Annotated in this window: 17 protein-coding genes; 6 read left to right on the plus strand and 11 right to left on the minus strand. The window is 43.0% G+C overall.

Features of this window, described 5'->3' with window-relative positions; translation table 11 throughout:
- Positions 1–11: 11 nt before the first annotated feature.
- The 5 genes from AC6RV6_RS02290 to AC6RV6_RS02310 all read right to left on the minus strand — a co-directional run bounded on the left by AC6RV6_RS02290 (position 12) and on the right by AC6RV6_RS02310 (position 3495).
- Positions 12–968 carry an MORN repeat-containing protein gene (locus AC6RV6_RS02290; protein WP_500238668.1) on the minus strand — a complete coding sequence of 319 codons (957 nt, stop codon included), beginning with the start codon at positions 966–968 and terminating at the stop codon, positions 12–14.
- A gap of 91 nt (positions 969–1059) precedes the next feature.
- Positions 1060–1392: a XisI protein gene (locus AC6RV6_RS02295; protein ID WP_500238671.1), complete on the minus strand. Its 333-nt coding sequence runs from the start codon at positions 1390–1392 to the stop codon at positions 1060–1062.
- The gene (locus tag AC6RV6_RS02300; RefSeq protein ID WP_500238673.1) at positions 1380–1796 is read right to left on the minus strand and encodes an element excision factor XisH family protein; all 417 of its coding nucleotides are present in this window, start codon (positions 1794–1796) and stop codon (positions 1380–1382) included. The genes AC6RV6_RS02295 and AC6RV6_RS02300 overlap by 13 nt, the downstream gene beginning before the upstream one ends.
- Positions 1797–1950: 154 nt before the next feature.
- On the minus strand, positions 1951–2685 hold the full coding sequence (locus AC6RV6_RS02305; RefSeq protein ID WP_500238674.1) for an ABC transporter ATP-binding protein: 735 nt from the start codon (positions 2683–2685) through the stop codon (positions 1951–1953).
- A 3-nt stretch (positions 2686–2688) separates the two neighbouring features.
- Entirely contained in the window at positions 2689–3495 is an 807-nt protein-coding gene (locus tag AC6RV6_RS02310) for an ABC transporter permease (protein ID WP_500238675.1), read from the minus strand.
- Between the two features lie 139 nt (positions 3496–3634).
- Here AC6RV6_RS02310 and AC6RV6_RS02315 point away from each other — a divergent pair, with 139 nt between their 5' ends.
- Positions 3635–5419, plus strand: a complete 1785-nt coding sequence (locus tag AC6RV6_RS02315) for a glycosyltransferase family 2 protein (RefSeq protein WP_500238676.1) — start codon at positions 3635–3637, stop codon at positions 5417–5419.
- 69 nt (positions 5420–5488) lie between these two features.
- Here the strand turns inward: AC6RV6_RS02315 and AC6RV6_RS02320 are convergent, their stop codons facing one another.
- From AC6RV6_RS02320 to pruA, 3 genes are read right to left on the minus strand one after another with little or no spacing between them, the layout of a single operon-like run.
- Positions 5489–5707, minus strand: a complete 219-nt coding sequence (locus AC6RV6_RS02320; RefSeq protein ID WP_500238776.1) for a type II toxin-antitoxin system HicB family antitoxin — start codon at positions 5705–5707, stop codon at positions 5489–5491.
- Entirely contained in the window at positions 5694–5912 is a 219-nt protein-coding gene (locus AC6RV6_RS02325) for a type II toxin-antitoxin system HicA family toxin (RefSeq protein ID WP_500238677.1), read from the minus strand. The genes AC6RV6_RS02320 and AC6RV6_RS02325 overlap by 14 nt, the downstream gene beginning before the upstream one ends.
- Before the next feature lie 57 nt (positions 5913–5969).
- Positions 5970–8966 (minus strand): L-glutamate gamma-semialdehyde dehydrogenase, encoded by a 2997-nt coding sequence (gene pruA, locus AC6RV6_RS02330; protein ID WP_500238678.1) that lies wholly within the window; start codon positions 8964–8966, stop codon positions 5970–5972.
- A gap of 642 nt (positions 8967–9608) precedes the next feature.
- Between pruA and AC6RV6_RS02335 the strand changes: the two genes are divergently transcribed.
- The 3 genes from AC6RV6_RS02335 to AC6RV6_RS02345 all read left to right on the plus strand — a co-directional run bounded on the left by AC6RV6_RS02335 (position 9609) and on the right by AC6RV6_RS02345 (position 12931).
- A complete protein-coding gene (locus AC6RV6_RS02335; RefSeq protein WP_500238680.1) occupies positions 9609–11819 on the plus strand; it encodes an IMS domain-containing protein in 2211 nt (736 codons plus the stop codon).
- Positions 11820–11955: 136 nt separating this feature from the next.
- Complete coding sequence (locus AC6RV6_RS02340) at positions 11956–12300, plus strand: chromate transporter (RefSeq protein ID WP_500238777.1); 345 nt, start codon at positions 11956–11958, stop codon at positions 12298–12300.
- Positions 12301–12373: 73 nt separating this feature from the next.
- Complete coding sequence (locus tag AC6RV6_RS02345) at positions 12374–12931, plus strand: DUF2854 domain-containing protein (RefSeq protein WP_500238682.1); 558 nt, start codon at positions 12374–12376, stop codon at positions 12929–12931.
- 25 nt (positions 12932–12956) lie between these two features.
- Here AC6RV6_RS02345 and AC6RV6_RS02350 read toward each other — a convergent pair whose 3' ends face one another.
- Entirely contained in the window at positions 12957–13214 is a 258-nt protein-coding gene (locus tag AC6RV6_RS02350; protein WP_500238683.1) for a CRR7 family NDH-1 assembly protein, read from the minus strand.
- Positions 13215–13339: 125 nt separating this feature from the next.
- Between AC6RV6_RS02350 and AC6RV6_RS02355 the strand changes: the two genes are divergently transcribed.
- Positions 13340–14746, plus strand: coding sequence for a protein adenylyltransferase SelO (locus AC6RV6_RS02355; RefSeq protein ID WP_500238684.1), 1407 nt, complete (start codon positions 13340–13342; stop codon positions 14744–14746).
- Positions 14747–14769: 23 nt separating this feature from the next.
- Here AC6RV6_RS02355 and AC6RV6_RS02360 read toward each other — a convergent pair whose 3' ends face one another.
- On the minus strand, positions 14770–15099 hold the full coding sequence (locus tag AC6RV6_RS02360) for a helix-turn-helix domain-containing protein (protein WP_500238685.1): 330 nt from the start codon (positions 15097–15099) through the stop codon (positions 14770–14772).
- A gap of 195 nt (positions 15100–15294) precedes the next feature.
- Between AC6RV6_RS02360 and AC6RV6_RS02365 the strand changes: the two genes are divergently transcribed.
- Complete coding sequence (locus tag AC6RV6_RS02365; protein WP_500238687.1) at positions 15295–15933, plus strand: hypothetical protein; 639 nt, start codon at positions 15295–15297, stop codon at positions 15931–15933.
- Positions 15934–16053: 120 nt separating this feature from the next.
- Here AC6RV6_RS02365 and AC6RV6_RS02370 read toward each other — a convergent pair whose 3' ends face one another.
- Positions 16054–16668, minus strand: coding sequence for a hypothetical protein (locus AC6RV6_RS02370; RefSeq protein WP_500238690.1), 615 nt, complete (start codon positions 16666–16668; stop codon positions 16054–16056).
- Positions 16669–16947: the final 279 nt, after the last annotated feature.

Below are 16947 nucleotides of genomic sequence, written 5' to 3' on the forward strand. Positions count from 1 at the left end.
TGTTATGAGGATTAATTGCTGCCCAAATTACCAATCGGATTCCCTTCACGAAATTCACCGTTATAGGTTCGTCCGTCAGCATAACGTATGGTTCCCATGCCGTGAGGCTGACCGTCTCGAAGTTCTCCAGAATAGCGATTGCCATTACTATAAGTACAATTAGCGCGACCACTTAGGGTCAAATCGTTAAATTGTCCCTGACAGCGATCGCCATTGGCAAACAGTAAAGTCCCGTTCCCATTGGGTTGACCTTTAAAAAACTGCCCCGACCACCGCTTGCAGCGTACTTGTTGTCCGACGACCGCACATTCGGAATAAGTAAAGGTTCCTTGACCGTGGGGCAAACCATTGCGAAATTGTCCATCGTAGCGATCGCAATGCGGAGAATCTCGATAAATTTCACAAGTTGCATAAACAAACGAACCTCGTCCGCTTGCTAATCCTTGGTTTATTTGCCCGTAATAACGATAGGAATATTCTCCTTCAGAGCCATAGATAAATAGACCCGTCCCGTGGGGCAAACCATTTTTAACTTCGCCATCGTAACGCATATCGTTGCCATAAATAAAACTGCCTCGTCCGTTGGGAAGACCGTCGCGAAAATCTCCTTCGTAAACGTCCGCATAAATTTCCGAAGGTAGAGGAAACGCAAAAATTGTCGAACCTTCCAGTGTATTTTCTATTTCAGGAACATTGAGTTCGGCTTCGGCATTATCGCGATCTCGAAAGTAGAATACCCCTCTCCCGTGGCGCTGACCGTTCAAAACCTGTCCTCGATAATAAGAACCATCTGTATACTCGCAGATACCTTGACCTGTATAGCCTTGAAATTGACCTTCGCAGCGCGTTCCATCGGGAAGGGTAATGATATACTGCGCTTGGACAGGACGGGACGCTTCCAAAGCGATCGCGCTGGATAAGCCAGCGATCGCAATTCCCAAACTCAGTTTCCGAATAGCGTTTAACATGGCTCGATGCAAGATGAATTAAAATTGACGGGAATTTAATTTCGCCCTGATTTTAACATCGATCGCGGCGAGGGAAGGTGAAGGGATATTTTTATCCCATGGCAAACTCAGTATAATGTCTCAGGTTAGGCGGATCGAATGCCAACACGATTTCTTGTGGAGAAACACCTAACTCGACTAATTGATTGGCAATTCCCACTTCAGTCCCATCTTGCTGTACCCAAATTTTGCCCTCAATGATATCGACATGAAGCACTACGCCATAAAACCGTTTTCCATCGCGCCAGCCCACATAAACCAATTGGTAGCGATCGCTTTGCAGATCGAAAATAGTTTCAGCTTGAATGCGTTTATCCCAAACTAACTCTGCTTGTTGAACGAGCAAGGTTTGGATATACTGCCGATAAGTTTCTAGGGTATCCATTCTTCAATTGTCTCCTGTTCGACATCATAAGTGAGAAGATAAAGCTGATTTTCTTGAATGAGCTTTTGAATAAAAAGGGTCAGAAAAAATTTTTCATAGATATCGTTAGAAACGGCCAAATAAAGCGATCGTTCTGGTTCTTGAAGACTCAAGGCAGAACGATAGGCGATAAATTGTCCTAACGCACTACAAAACTCAGAAATCTTTGAAGCTCCCAAAAAACTTTTAATTTTAACAGCAATTTTTTTGTCTTCTCGTTCGGCTGCAATAACTTTCTCTGCTCCTAGATCAATGGCTAAATTAAAACCTCCTGCTTGAAGTGGATAGGGATCGTGGGTAATGTTCCATCCATCCTTATTCAGTGCAGTTTTAACAACTTGATGAAAAGTATCTCTAGCCGACATTACTCTCTTCTTTTGCTACGAGCGATTGAGTTCTTCAAATCGTACCCGATCGCTTTACCTTTTCTAATTTTAACACAAAATGGCTCATTCTTTCGATTCGTTGCTTTTTCTTGATATATAACACTTCTCAATCAGAAATTTCTTTGTATTGTTTTCAAGCAGTGTATTCTAAATATCGACTGACCGTTTCTTCTGGCTCTCCTTCAAACATCAACTTTCCTCGATCCAACCAAATCACTCGCTCGCAATACTGTCGGATAAAATCCAAATCGTGAGAGACGACTAAAATCGTGGTATTTCCTTGCCAAAAGTTATTAATACGCTTTTTGCATTTCATTTTAAAATGTTCATCTCCCACGGATAAAACCTCATCGAGAATGAGAATATCTGGTTGTACGTCTGTCGCGATCGCAAATCCCAATCGGGCTTTCATTCCTGAAGATAGTCCTTTGACTGGCAGTAATTTAAACTCCTCTATCTCCGCAAATTCTAAGATTTCTTGCGCCCTTTGTTTCATTTCCGTGCGAGAAAATCCTAATAAAACCCCGTAGAGAATAATATTGTCATAAACAGAAATATCTTTATCAAATCCTGCTTCGAGTTCCAATAAGGGTGCAATGCTTCCTTTCACACGAACCTTTCCTTTTGTCGGCTCTAATATACCGCAAATTAATTTTAAGAGCGTCGATTTTCCCGAGCCATTAGAGCCAATAATCCCCACCTTTTCGTGAGCGCTCACCGTCAAATTAACGCGATCTAAAACCAAGCGTTTGACGGGTTTGCGATATTTTCCTTCTAAAATCGAAAAGAAGGTCTTTTTCAGATCGTAAGAGAATTCCTCTTGTGTCCGTCGCAATAGCGATATATTATCTAAACGAATTAACTCCATTGATTACAGAAGATCCATAAACTGCGATCGCCACCGTTGAAAACACAACCAGCCGACACTCAACACTAACATCCCATTGAGTAAAGAATGCACGATCGGGTACGGTGCGGGCAGCGTACCCGAAATAGCAATATCTCGCAGACTCTCTAAAATGGGATAAAGGGGATTGAAAACGAGAAATTGACGCAAATTTGCAGGCACGATTGTGGCAGGATAAAAGATTGGCGTACTCAATCCTAAAACAAAAACAATCACCTCGTAAAAATTGGGTAAATCTCGGAAAAAAACATAGAGTGCGCTGACTAAGAAAGCAACTCCCACACAGAGCAGGAAAAGCGATAAAACGGGGAAGACAAGTAATAAAACATTCAGAGGATTTTTGGAGGTAAAAAGAGTAACGATCGCCAGTAAAGGGACTACTCCCGCAACAAATTGAAACATATTCGCCATAACCATTGACACGGGAAAGACGCTGACAGGAAGGCGAATTTTATTGAGTAGTGGACTTCCCCAGACGACAATATTAACACTTTGGATTGTTGCTGAGGAATATAAATTAATCACCGTCAATCCTGTAAAGGCGGCGAGCATATAGTTTAATAACGAATTATCGTAATAGGAGGCAAAAACATTGCCGAAAATGGCGGCGTATAAACCCGTCATCACGAGAGGATTCAAAACCGACCAATATATTCCCAAAAAAGAGCCTCGATATCGCACCTTTAAATGTCGCGCTGACAGGACGTAAACTAAATCCCAGTAGCGGCGAAAATCTTCCCAAGTTGCATTGCGAGGAAGGGAAAGAGCCATGAACTTACCATAAACAGTTAACTCTCAACAATAAACAGTTAGCTGTCAACCGTCAACATGATTCAGTCACCTGTCACTCGTTAAGGAGGAAAGAAGCCTTGTATCCTTATATTTTTAATTCTTTATCCTTGCCAAAGTTATGAGTTTAGCTGACAAGTTAGAAACGCTGAAGTCTATCCAGAAAGAACAAGGGACGCTGAGGGCGATCGCTTTTCTGGGCGATCGCTTGTTTGCCAAGTTACGCGGGAAGATGAGCTATCAGCAATGGCGAAAACAGCATCGTATCACAGAGACAGATCGGCAAATCGCCCGAAAGGAAATCGCAACATGGTCTCATTTGCCCTTATTTTCCATTTTGCTGCCTGTTTATGATGTAGAAGAGGTTTGGCTCAAAAAAGCGATTCAATCGGTTAGAGCGCAAATTTATCCCCATTGGGAGCTTTGTATTGCTGATGATGCCTCCCCTGCTTCCCACATCCATCCCCTTTTGGAGCAATATCGGCAGTGCGATCGCCGAATTAAAGTGATTTTCCGCGAAACAAATGGGAATATTTCTGCGGCGAGTAATTCTGCTTTGACATTGGCGACGGGAGAATATATAGGGTTATTAGATCACGATGATGAGTTGGCGATCGATGCTTTATTTGCAGTCGCTAAACTGATTCAATCTCATCCTGATGCTGATTTGATTTACACGGATGAAGATCATATTGATACAAAAGGAAGACATTTCGATCCGGCGTTTAAACCCGATTGGTCTCCCGAATATTTTCATACTCAGATGTATACTTGCCATTTTGGGGTCTATCGCACGCAATTAGTTCGAGAAATTGGCGGTTTTAGAAGCGAATTTGATGGGGCGCAAGATTACGATTTGGTTTTGCGTTTAAGCGAGAAAACCAAGAATATTTATCATCTCCCTAAAATTCTCTATCATTGGCGTGCGATCGCTTCTTCTTCTGCATCTGGGGTAGAAGGAAAACCTCAAGCCTTTCAAAAAGGAAAAAAAGTATTAGAATCCATGTTAGCACGAAATAAATATTCGGGTTTTGTCGAAGAAACGGATATGGCGGGGGTGTTTCGCGTGCGCCGTCAGTTACAGGAAGAATATAAAGTTAGTATTATTATTCCCAGTGCGGGAAAACAAGTACAGGAAGTAGAAAAGACAGTTTGTTTATTAGAAAAGTGTATTCAGAGCATTTTAGCAAAAAGCACTTATCGCAATTTTGAGATTGTTGTTGTCGATGGGTTTGATATTCCTGATGAGATTTTACTGCGTTTGGCTGGAAAGATCGAATTAGTCCGCGATCGCGATCCTTTTAATTTCTCGACTCGCATTAATCTTGGTGCGGAAAATGCCCGAGGAGATATGCTGTTAATTCTCAATGACGATACGGAAATTATAACTCCGGATTGGTTAGAATCGATGTTAGAGTTTGCCCAACAAGAGGAAATTGGTGCGGTGGGAGCAAAACTATTGTTTCCCGATGGTAAAATCCAACATTCAGGGGTCGTTATTGTTGAAGAAGTTCACCCGATGCACGTTTTTTACGGTTATGAGGGAGCGCATCAAGGTTATAGTTTTTCTAATGTGGTGAATCGTAATTATATTGCTGTCACGGGTGCTTGTCTGATGATGAGAAAGGCACTTTTTGAACAATTAGGAGGGTTCGAAGAAGAATTTGCCTTAAACTATAATGATGTCGATTTATGTTTAAAAGCACATCAAGCAGGATATCGCAATCTCGTTACGCCTTATGCTCAATTAAGTCACTATGGATCCGCCAGTCGCAGCGATCGCAAAGTCAGACCGGAAGAGCGTCATAAACTCGCTGAGAAATGGGGGGAATACTTGCAAAAAATCGGCGGCGATCCTTATTATAATCCTAATTTTGCCCCCAATAATCCTAATTTTGAATTATAGGACAGTAAGAGATTCTCAGGCTTTTTACACGATTAGCCTTCTCCCGAATTTTCAAACAAAGAATTTTTCTTATGCTGCTTTACAAGTTGTTGGTTTTGGCAGACTTTCCCCAGTCGCTTCATATGCAATAACAAGAGATTCTAGGGCTTCAATTCCGTTTTGTATTGCTTCCTCGTAGGTTTCACCATGCGATCGCCACTTTTGACCCGGAAAATCAGGAAAACCAACTAAAAAGCAGTTATCTTCTTCTGACCATTGAATGAGGATGGGGTATTTAAGGTTCTTCATCATTTTGTTTGTCCTCAATTTCTGCGATCGCGTCATCCACGATCTTTTCTTGATAGGGTTTTGCATCCGATCCATCTTTGCCAGAAATAGTTAATTTCCCAGCATATAATGGGTGTATCCAGTTAGTGTGACTTCCTTTTCCCGGAAGTTCTGTAAAACCTATTTTACGGAGTATTTTTTTTAATTCCCGTATCTTTTTAGGCATCGTATTAATTGTAACTTGGTTAATCAAAAAGGGCGCAATTGCTTGCGCCCCTACGAACTATTCTGCCCCTTCAATAGGTGCAAAACCCTGACGTTGAATATTTTCCGTTACCGATCGCGGTTCCAAAAACTGCAATAAATAATCGGGACCTCCTGCTTTTGACCCCACCCCAGATAACTTAAAGCCTCCAAAAGGTTGACGGGCGACAATGGCTCCGGTAATATTACGATTCACGTACAAATTCCCGACTTCAAACTCCTCAGTTGCTTGTTGAATATGAGAAGGAGTGCGGGAATATAAACCCCCAGTTAAGGCGTAATTTGTGCCGTTAGCAATGTCCAATGCTTCAGCAAAATTTTTGGTTTTAATCACTGCAACCACGGGTCCGAAAATTTCCTCTTGAGCAATAGTTGCATCCGGTGCAACCTCGGTGAAAATGGTGGGAGGAATGAAAAAACCCGTTTCTGGAATTGTCCCCTCAAAGGCTAATTTCGCCTCCTGTTTGCCCTTCTCGATATATTCGCGAATGCGATCGCGTGCCTTTTCATCTACCACAGGTCCCACGGTGGTGCTGGGAATATCCGCAGCCCCAACATTAAGAGATTTTGTCGCCTCAACTAAGCGACTCACAAAAGCATTATGTACGGGTTCGAGAACGACAACTCGCGAACAAGCCGAGCATTTTTGTCCCGTATAACCAAAAGCCGAAGAAACAACCCCTGCTACAGCTTGATCTAAATCTGCACTTTCATCGACGATAATGGCATTTTTGCCCCCCATCTCGGCAATGACTCGTTTGAGATGCTTCTGTCCCGGTTGTAACTTAGCTGCCTCTGCATAGATATGACAGCCGACTTCCTGCGACCCGGTAAAAGCAATTAAGTGAACGTCGGGATGAGTCACTAAATGATTGCCGACCGTTGAGCCACGTCCGGGAACATATTGGAATATACCTTTAGGAATGCCAGCCTCGACCAGAATTTCGGCAATTTTGGCAGCAATAACGGAGGATGGGGCGGCGGGTTTAAGTAAGGCACAATTACCCGTGACTAAGGCAGCAACTGTCATTCCCAATGCGATCGCGATCGGGAAATTCCAAGGCGAAATAATGACGGCAATTCCTCGAGGTTGATAGAAATAACGGTTAGTTTCTCCTGCTAAATCATAACTTGTTCCCTCATCTAATCGCTCCATTTCATCGGCATAATAGCGACAAAAATCGATCGCTTCTGAGACTTCTCCATCGGCTTGTGGCAGAATTTTTCCGACTTCAAAACAGAGCCAAGCATTTAACTCGTGACGGCGAGATTCCATGATTTCCGCAGCTTTTCGCAGGACTCCAGCCCGTTCTCGTACTGAGGTTTTCTTCCATGCAGGAAAGGCATTTTTTGCAGCTTTTAATGCCTCTTCTGCTTGTTCAATGGAAATCTGCCCAATCTTGCCTACAACCTCCCTTGGATTGGCAGGATTGACCGAATCCAATAACTCAGAAGTTTGCAGGTATTCCCCATTAATTAACGGCAAATAAGTTTTACCCAAACTATTGCGAACTTTGGTTAATTCTTGTTTGGCTTTTACGCGTAAATCCGTATTCGCATAGTCAGTATTGGACGCATTCGGCCAAGCAGATTTGGCAATTAAAGGACGTTCTGATGCTATTTTAGGCAGGGAAATTAACTCTTCAATGGGGCGTTCCTCCATATTTTGTCGCAGGAAAGAACTATTTGCTGTATTTTCCAATAAACGACGGATTAAATAGGACATTCCGGGTAGTAAATCCCCATAAGGTGCATAAACTCGCACTCGATGTCCGCGTTTAACTAATGCTTTTGCGAGTTGGTCGCCCATCCCGTATAAAACCTGCATTTCAAAACAACGAGAAGGAACGTTTAACGTCTCTGCGATCGCGATCGCTCGTGCTTGCGTGCGAACATTATGAGACCCGATCGCAGCATATAAATGCTCGTGATTTTCTAGCAATAGCTGCATTAAGTTTTCATAATTGCGATCGGTTGCCGCTTTCTGGTTGAAAACCGGTTGCGGCCAGCGCTCTTGTATGGCGATAATAGTTTCTTGATCCCAATATGCTCCCTTTACTAAACGAATGGTTATTGGTTTTCCTCGCTGTTTTGCCCAGTCGATAATTCCTTTTAAATCTGCTTCCGAGTCTTGCAAGTAACCTTGAATTGTCATACCGATATCCGTGCGATCGCAAAACTCTTCTTCCATTAACAATTCTTTCAAAATGGCGAGCGTAATATCTTTATAACGATATTGTTCCATATCGAAATGAATAGCAGCACCGACTTCTTTAGCACGACGCAAGAGGGTGCGAATGCGATCGCAAACTTTAGCTTTACTTCCTTCAGGATCGAGGGGATCGAATTGGGAATAAAATGCAGTTAATTTAACCGAAACTTGAACCTTCGCTAAAGCTTCGCCGTCTGCTGCATCAATTTGAGGAATAGAAGACCATTTTTTCGCCGCTTCTCCTAACTCTTGAATCAGATCGAGATAGCTTTGTAAATACTTCTCTGCCTCAGACTCGGTTATCACGGCTTCTCCGAGGAGATCGAGAGTAAATGCCATCTTATCTTTTCGCAGGCGATCGATGGTTTTCAAGACTTTAGGAACAGTCTCTCCGGCAATATATTTATAAGCAAGGGTTTTTACAGACTGTTCTACTGTTGTCGCTGCAATTTGTGCGGGAGGAGAGTTCGCATCGGCAAAATTCATCATTTTTTTGAGCATTTCCGGCAATTCTACGGATTCAACGCTCATATACTCTTGAAAATGACGGGCAATCTCGCTTTTACTCCGCAATGCGGGCAAACAGTCGATAAAGCTAAAGAGTTGATAGCGCAATCCCGGATTGGCCATTGCCCAGTCTAGGAGCTTATCATCGAGACGCATCTGGTCTTGCATCCGTGCGAAAAAAGAACGTTTTTCGCGGGTTGCAGCGATGAGTTCTTTGGCAATTTCTTGGGTTTTGCTTTCGTACTGAGTTTGAGGAATTTCGATAACCACGGCTTGTTTAACTCCTGAATCTTGCATGGTAGAATGCGAAAACTGCATATTAAGATAGTGGAATTATTTTCTTGATTTTGGAGTTGCACTCTACACAAACTTCCTAGCTTATCTTCTATTGTCGGTTCTGAAAAGAATATTATGCAGAATAATGGATAAAATGTTACGATGTTTAACTTTTGTTCAAAAAATAAAAGAATTTCGGTTTTATTCGGTTAGTTCTATGTTAAGAGTTTTTCTGACCCAATCAAAATGCTCTTTAATGAATATTGATGAAAGAATATATTTTTTGAACCTTTTTTCTACAAATTGTTTCAGATATTTTTTACAACGATATTTTGTTTTTTTATGATGAGTGTTCCCAAAACGAAGAGTCTCAGCCAAAGAACTTATCAATGCCTAAAACTTCATCGCGAATAACGCAGGGCTAAATATTTATTGAAGGCTTACTGAAGGCTTTAGGACTAGCACTAAGATATAGTGGGGTGCATAAAAATCAATGTCAGAGGAGAGAAAGCCCTCTGCATTGGATTGGGGTCGAGGGACGGTGAATCGAATTCAGCATCCCTCGCGCTCATGTCCCATCGCCATCTTTCTCTGCATCTTCATCGTTCCGAGAGCCAGACTAATATTAATATAGATAAGTCGCTTTGTTCTGGGGAGCCAACCGTGCGAATTCCGCTCGACTACTATAGGATTTTAGGGGTATCCATTCAGGCAACCGCCCCCCAACTCGGTCAAGCCTACCACGATCGCGCTTTGCAATTGCCGCGTCGGGAGTACAGCGATATTGCAATTAATTCTCGCAAGCAGCTACTCGACGAAGCCTATTCGATCTTGTCCGATGCAGAAGGGCGATCGGAATACGATGCGAGTTTTTTGGCCAAAACCCAACCCCTTTCTACTCAACCCCTTCCCCAAGATTTGGCTTGGGAAAATGAAAGAAACGCCCCGACAGCATGGCTGGAAATTAACAACGAGCAATTTATCGGTGCCTTATTAATTCTCCAAGAACTCGGAGAATACGAACTGGTTATCAGTCTGGGAACCCCTTTACTCGATCGCGAGAATTTGGCCCCAGAACAAGAACGGCTGATTAGTTCCGAACTGGTTCGCGCCGATATCGTTTTGACCATTGCCCTCGCCTGTTTAGAATTGGGACGGGAACAATGGCAGCAAGGGCAGTCGGAACGCGCGGCCGCCTCGGGACGCGTAGGACAGGAGTTATTGCTACGAGAGGGGGTATTCCCCAGCATTCGCGGCGAAATTCAGGCGGATATCTATAAACTCCGTCCCTACCGCGTTTTAGAATTACTCTCTCACGAAGAAACCGCCGTCAACGATCGCCTCAAAGGGGTACAACTCCTACAAGAAATGCTCCAAGAACGCGGCGGCATTGATGGCAATGGCGACGATCGCTCCGGGTTGAGCGTTGACGACTTTTTACGCTTCATTCAGCAAATTCGCGGCTATTTAACCGCCGCCGAACAACAAGAAATTTTTGAACTCGAAGCGCGGCGACCTTCTGCCGTCGCGACATATTTAGCCGTTTATGCGCTGGTGGCACGAGGATTTGCTCAATTCCAACCCTATCTCGTCACCCGTGCCAAGGAAATGCTACAAGTCTTGGGGCGGCGACAGGATGTTTATCTCGAACAAGCCGTCTGCGCCCTGTTATTGGGTCAAACCGAAGAAGCCAGCCGCGCTTTAGAGTTAAGTCAAGAATACGAACCCCTCGCCTTTATTCGCGAACATTCTCAAGGATCGCCGGATCTGCTGCCAGGATTGTGTCTTTATGGAGAACGATGGCTGCAAACAGAAGTCTTTCCTCATTTTCGCGACTTGGCCGAGTTGCAAGCTTCCCTGAAAGATTATTTTGCCGACGAACAAGTGCAAAGTTATTTAGAGCAACTTCCCAGCGAAACGGAAAATCCCGATCGCTGGTCCGTGGTCGATCCTCACCCTGTTGAAGTTTCTCCCTCCCAGCAAGGGAATATAGGGACAACGGCCGCAGAACGTACTCTTAAAGGGAGAACCGCTACAGGAGCAGCAACCTTGACCCCTCCTTTAGCCGCCGAACGCATTTCCCCACCCTCTCAACCCCATTCCCCGAGATCGCGTAGCGTCTCCAGAGGAGAATCGCAATCTGCACCCACCGCCCAACGTCAAACCCTTTCTCAACCTCCGCGACGACGAGGACGAGAACGACAAGAAGAAGGAGAAACGGGAACGCCTCCCGTAGCACGGCGCAGCAACCGACGGAGATCGCGTTCTGCGAGCAATTCTCAATGGGTTCGCTGGCTCTTATTTGGTGCAGGGGGCATTGTGGCAATTTTTCTGTTGTGGTTGGCGATCGCGCAAGTTCTCAAAGTCTTAGTGGGTACAACAGATAATGTACCGGGGTTAGAGGCCGAGCAACCGTCTATCTCTCTCAACAGTCCTATCGTTGCCATTCCTGAAGAAACTGAGGAAATTGCCCCTAATGCCGCACAAGGCGCATTAACCGAAGAACGGGCCCGCGACATTGTGGCCATGTGGTTATCGGTTAAGAAAAAGGCATTGGGAGAAGAGCATCAGATCGCTTTGCTGGAAACTATTCTTGCCGAACCCACATTAGGAACTTGGCAGGATACGGCACAATCTCTTCAACAAGAAAATGCTCATCGAGAATACGATCATAACGTTCGCGTAGAAAATGTGGATTTTAACGCCGATAACCCCAATGTGGCGAAAGTTGATGTTGCTGTGCGAGAAACAGCCCGTGCTTTTCGGGGTGGACAGCCAGATACAGGTAAATCTTACGATGATAATTTACGGGTTCGCTATGAGCTAGTCCGCCAAAACGATCTTTGGCGCATTCGCAGCATGACAGTGCTTTAAGATGTTGCGATTCACAAACCTCTGAGATGAAAATGAAAGAGCGATCGCGAGAACTGGCTCGGTTCTTTTTTAAGTTAGGTGTTATGGGTTTGGCTGTGGTGATTTTTTTATCGCCTCAGCAGTCCTGACGACAGGAATTTTAGGAATTCTGAGGGCAACGGTGGCGATATTAGGGATTTTTCTGCCTTCTTTCCTCTTAGTCGCAATTTTAAATCCCATCGTTCCCCTCTTACGGCGATCGCCTTGGAGTGCTGCTTTTTTGGATGCCGTGAATGCCAGTGCCGTTGCCTTGATGGTCGCAGTCGCGATAAGATTGGTGCTGGCCATTGTGGGGCAACCGAATTTAGGACTGCCTTTCGATCCAGTGGCTTTATTCATTGTTGGCTTGAGTGCGATCGCCCTCTTTCGCTTTCGACTGAAGGCGATTTGGTTGGTCATGGGAGGGGCTGCGATCGGATTTCTCTCCTCATTAATTCTCTGAGTTTTGCGGTTTCCAGACTGTGAAAATAGCGATCGCAAGCTAAAATTGCAAATTAAAGTTAAAAGTGTTCGTAATGTTTGGAAAAATTCCCCTCGCTTTACTCGGTCTCTCAGTCGGCGGTCTCTTAACAATTATGGGATTTGTGGCTTACGCACTCGGAAAACCTACCCTAAACTTAATTGGCTTTTTTTACGGACTGCCTTTATTACTCGGGGGTTTAGCGCTGAAAGCCTCAGAACTCAAACCCACGCCCTACAGCCAACCAACTTCCCCGGAAGTGTTAGCTTTGCGCGAGGAACAAGCAACAGAAATTCAAACTAAACTTCGCAAAGATGTCACCCGTTACCGCTACGGCCAGCAAGTTCATCTCGACTATTCCCTAACCAAACTCGCGATCGCCCCTTCTGATGACGAACTCCCCAACCTTCAGGCATTACGAGAAGAAGCGATCGACGGCAACTATACATTAATTTTAGAATTTTACTCCCCTTTTGTCACCTTAGAGCAGTGGCAAGACAAACAAGAAAAAATCGAAAAATTCTTTGGTCCCGGCATCCGGACTACCCTGACTCAAGCCCAAGAAGAATGGATCGAACTCGCACTCATTAATACAACGAAAGAGATTGAATAATTAATACTCGTTTTCTGTTCGCTGTTTACTTTTTTTCTAATCTTGTCACGTACCATTGTAAGTATTGACCGGGAGCAACATCAAATTCGCAAGCCGTATCTAATAAATATTGCGCTTGTTCTGCAAAAGAATTAAACTTTTGCAGATCTCGTGGTAACTCTTCCTGTTGTCGTAGAATGTCCTGCAATTTTTCTAATAACTCTTCTTTTGAGAGAAATTTTTCCGGGCGATCGGGTTCGAGGATAACATAACAATCCTCTTGATACATAATTGAATCTGCCATCTTTTTCAGTAAATAGTTATCAGTAAACAGTAAGCAGTGAATAATGTTATTATTCTATTAAACTATAAAGGAAATTTGCCTCCACACGATCGCTAATTTTTCATCTTTCACCATTCATTCTTCCTATGAATCCTTTTCTCAACCTTAAGTACGAAACTGCGATCGAAGACTTAGGCGACGATTATAGCGATCGTGTCTCTGCGGCTTCCTTTCCTGAATATACTTTGCGCTTTAGAGGCGATCGCCTTCTCCCTCTCATTGATTTAGATCCCCAAAATGTTAGCGATGATGACTTTATCGAAGCATTTGGCTTATTCCAAGGGGTACGTCCCTTTCTCGCCTTACGTTATCACGGTTATCAATTTGGTGAATACAATCCCTTTCTCGGGGATGGAAGAGGTTTTCTCTACGGACAAGTCAGAGGGACGGATGGGGAGTTATACGATTTTGGCACGAAAGGTTCTGGGAGAACGCCGTATTCAAGAACCGCAGACGGACGCTTGACCCTCAAAGGCGGGGTTAGAGAAATTTTAGCCGCAGAAACTTTACATCAACTCGGGGTAAAAACGTCCCGATGTTTGAGTTTAATTGAAACCGGAGAATCTCTATGGCGAGGGGATGAACCCTCTCCGACTCGCTCTTCCGTGATGGTGAGATTCAGTCTTTCTCATATTCGTTTCGGTACATTTGAGCGACTGCATCATATCAAGCGTCCCGATTTAATTAAGAAACTCCTCGATCGCGCGATCGAAATTTACTATCCAAATATTGCTCAAACTGAAGAGAAATATGCTCGATTTTATACTGAATTAGTACAACGTATTGCAACTTTAGCAGCACAATGGATGGCAGCCGGATTTTGTCATGGGGTATTGAATACAGATAATATGTCAATTACCGGAGAAAGCTTTGATTACGGTCCCTATGCTTTTATCTCAACCTATAATCCTCGTTTTACTGCTGCTTATTTTGATTATGGCGGACTCTATTGTTATGCCAATCAACCGGGAATTTGCAAGTTGAATTTAGAAAGATTGCAAACTCCTTTAGCAATGGTGATGGAGAAATCAGATCTTGAAGCCAGCTTAGCTCGATTTGAGGACTATTATTACAATGAATATTATCGTTTGATGGCGAGCAAGCTGGGTTTTACTTCATTACCGCGCCCTCAAGCACAAGAATTAGTGTGGCAAACGGTTAAGGTTTTAGAAGAAACACAAATCGGTTATCATGCTTTTTTTAGCGAGTTAGCTGAATTATTTTCGACCTACTGGCGCAAAGATGTCGATGAAGTGTTCAAAAATGCTTCTTTTTTTTTAGAACCTTGGGAAATCTGGCGAAAGTTATATTATCAACTCTTAAATGATTTCCCGACCGAAGAAATGAACAAGATCAAAAGTCATCTCCAATATCAAAATCCTAGAACTGCATTACTCAGACCGATTATTGAGTCCGTTTGGGAATCCATTACTCAGGAAGATAATTGGCAACCTTTTGCAGATTTACTGGAGACAATTTGGGCACGAGAATAAGTTAATTCAGAAATATTTTAGGTTCAGACTAAGCTTGGCCTTCGATAAGCCTTTTTTAAGTTTTCTGGGATATAAGGCAGAATTTCGTCAATGGAACAATTCAGTCTTTTGGAAGCAGTGATGAGGGTCTCATCAAGCTGTTTGGGATCGTCGGGAATGTAGATCATAACATCCCAAACTTGCCTTCCCATTGCTTGACAGATTTGGTTAAGAGTCTCAAAACCTACTCCTCTGGCTTTACCTTGTTCGAGTTTGCCAATAAGTTGCTGAGAGCGATCGCTCAACTCGGCTAACCTTTCTTGAGTTAGTCCGCATTTTCTTCTAGCAATGGGTAAAACAATAATAATCGGCATTTTTGTACTGGTTTTTATAATGAGTAATTCGTCTGGAGAGGCGATCGCCGGACAATCTCGGAGCGGTCAAATATTTCGCCCAAATACGCGGCTGCTCGCTGCTGATTTAAATTTAAACCAAAAAGAATTATTTTGCAATCCTTGTCAGAAAAAATTTATCAAGTATTCTGGTAGAAAGTGGTTTAAATTGAAACGATGGCAACCGTGGAATCAGAAAATTTCCCGCACCCGATTTGCGAACGGACTTACCAATTCATCAATAAAAAGCGTGGCGATCGCGGACTCAATGCGTTTATGAGAGAATGTGGCTTAAGCAAAAGCCGCTATCATAACTTAAAGCGATCGATTCCAACAACAGATTTGTTGTTGGACTTGCTGAAAAAACTCGGTGCAACTCAGCTAGAAATCATGGAAGTACTCGGTCTGACTGAAGAGAATATAAATGAGTCCGGCAACGGAAAGAAAAGTGAGGGACATGAAGGGGGGGAAGCGATGCTGAAAATGATGACCATCCTTTTAGAAGTTCGCAATGATATCAAAACTCTAAAGGAGGCCAATGTAAACAATCGCGTATCGGAAACAGCAAGCAGTAGATTGACGGAAATGATTTCTGAATGTATCGTCGGTAAAACTGATGATGATTTAAAGGCACAAATGGATTTCCTCTGTCTTAAAAAAATTAATTGGGAAACCTTTCAGGCAATAGCGATAGGCAAAAAACAGCCTGACAATATAACAGAAATTGAGGAAATTAAAGCAATAGTAGATCCTGAAAATCCCGGAAAATATGCACTCCGTGAGTGGTTTTGTGCATTGGTGACCAATAATAAATAGATATAGCAGTTCTATTGATTTTGTGCAGCTACTTAGCTTGCTCCGCATTCACGTATCATTTAAGATTGCTATAGCCAGATTTTTATGGGCAGATAACATTTAGCCCGCAAAGCACTTTGATTAATCCAAAAAACGTCTGGTTTCTTCAGCCCTTAAGTCGATACCTATTCGACACTCAACATTACCAAAATCTATCTTTTGGTAATTTGCAACAAAGTTCATTTCTTTTCGCCGCCATATCCCATCATCATTATACCAATTCATTGCTTTGTATTCATAGTTCGTTAATTTCCCATCCAATCGGAGCATCCGATGCCGATACTCTAATTCATCTGGATAGCTTAGAGCCGCAACATTCTCCCCAATAAACTCATCGGGTTTTTTTTGATTCGCTAATAATGCAGCCGGGTTGGCGAACAGAAGTTTATGATTGTGCATTGCTACGATGAAAACAGGATCTGTACAATGATACAAACTGTTTAAATCTATCTCTAGATTACTCATGGCCTCAAGAATAAAAATATAGTTTGAAAATACTCGAAAAAACCGATTTCTAACATTGATTTGTATTTCTGCTAGATTTAATCTTTGCATTGCCGCAATAAAGATACTGTAATGCAAGATTATTTTGTTCGCAAGAAAAGAATCCGAGCAATCAATTATAACTCCATAGTAACAGGGATCGATAGAGGTTATTTCGAGTGTTATCGTATTCGTATCGATTCCTGCATACATTTCGGGAATCTCGCACAAATCAATAAATGTTTGGATGAGAGCGCTAAAGAGCTTCATTTCTATTTTAAGGAAGGATTGATAAGCAGCTATTTACCAGTATACTTCTTTTGGTTGTTATTTTACGTGATATTTATCTAAAGTGGTAGCGCGTCTGACCCAAATTTAGTCTGAACTGACTCAAGGTTAATCCGATCGCATGAAATTGTCAAACAAATCGATGTATTATTCTCAGTAGCCACTTCTAGATGTTTAGTAACTTCCCTAGGAACATAAAGTTTT

Source organism: Spirulina sp. LEGE 11439 (genome assembly GCF_059821285.1).

Excerpts from the sequence above, each read along its gene's own strand:
- AC6RV6_RS02325 (WP_500238677.1), bottom strand. The coding sequence starts at position 5,912 with ATGCCTAAAAAGATACGGGAATTAAAAAAAATACTCCGTAAAATAGGT.
- AC6RV6_RS02320 (WP_500238776.1), bottom strand. The coding sequence starts at position 5,707 with ATGAAGAACCTTAAATACCCCATCCTCATTCAATGGTCAGAAGAAGAT.
- AC6RV6_RS02300 (WP_500238673.1), bottom strand. The coding sequence starts at position 1,796 with ATGTCGGCTAGAGATACTTTTCATCAAGTTGTTAAAACTGCACTGAAT.
- pruA (WP_500238678.1), bottom strand. The coding sequence starts at position 8,966 with ATGCAAGATTCAGGAGTTAAACAAGCCGTGGTTATCGAAATTCCTCAA.
- AC6RV6_RS02310 (WP_500238675.1), bottom strand. The coding sequence starts at position 3,495 with ATGGCTCTTTCCCTTCCTCGCAATGCAACTTGGGAAGATTTTCGCCGC.
- AC6RV6_RS02290 (WP_500238668.1), bottom strand. The coding sequence starts at position 968 with ATGTTAAACGCTATTCGGAAACTGAGTTTGGGAATTGCGATCGCTGGC.
- AC6RV6_RS02370 (WP_500238690.1), bottom strand. The coding sequence starts at position 16,668 with ATGTATGCAGGAATCGATACGAATACGATAACACTCGAAATAACCTCT.
- AC6RV6_RS02360 (WP_500238685.1), bottom strand. The coding sequence starts at position 15,099 with ATGCCGATTATTATTGTTTTACCCATTGCTAGAAGAAAATGCGGACTA.
- AC6RV6_RS02345 (WP_500238682.1), top strand. The coding sequence starts at position 12,374 with ATGTTTGGAAAAATTCCCCTCGCTTTACTCGGTCTCTCAGTCGGCGGT.
- AC6RV6_RS02350 (WP_500238683.1), bottom strand. The coding sequence starts at position 13,214 with ATGGCAGATTCAATTATGTATCAAGAGGATTGTTATGTTATCCTCGAA.
- AC6RV6_RS02305 (WP_500238674.1), bottom strand. The coding sequence starts at position 2,685 with ATGGAGTTAATTCGTTTAGATAATATATCGCTATTGCGACGGACACAA.
- AC6RV6_RS02355 (WP_500238684.1), top strand. The coding sequence starts at position 13,340 with ATGAATCCTTTTCTCAACCTTAAGTACGAAACTGCGATCGAAGACTTA.
- AC6RV6_RS02365 (WP_500238687.1), top strand. The coding sequence starts at position 15,295 with ATGGCAACCGTGGAATCAGAAAATTTCCCGCACCCGATTTGCGAACGG.
- AC6RV6_RS02295 (WP_500238671.1), bottom strand. The coding sequence starts at position 1,392 with ATGGATACCCTAGAAACTTATCGGCAGTATATCCAAACCTTGCTCGTT.
- AC6RV6_RS02315 (WP_500238676.1), top strand. The coding sequence starts at position 3,635 with ATGAGTTTAGCTGACAAGTTAGAAACGCTGAAGTCTATCCAGAAAGAA.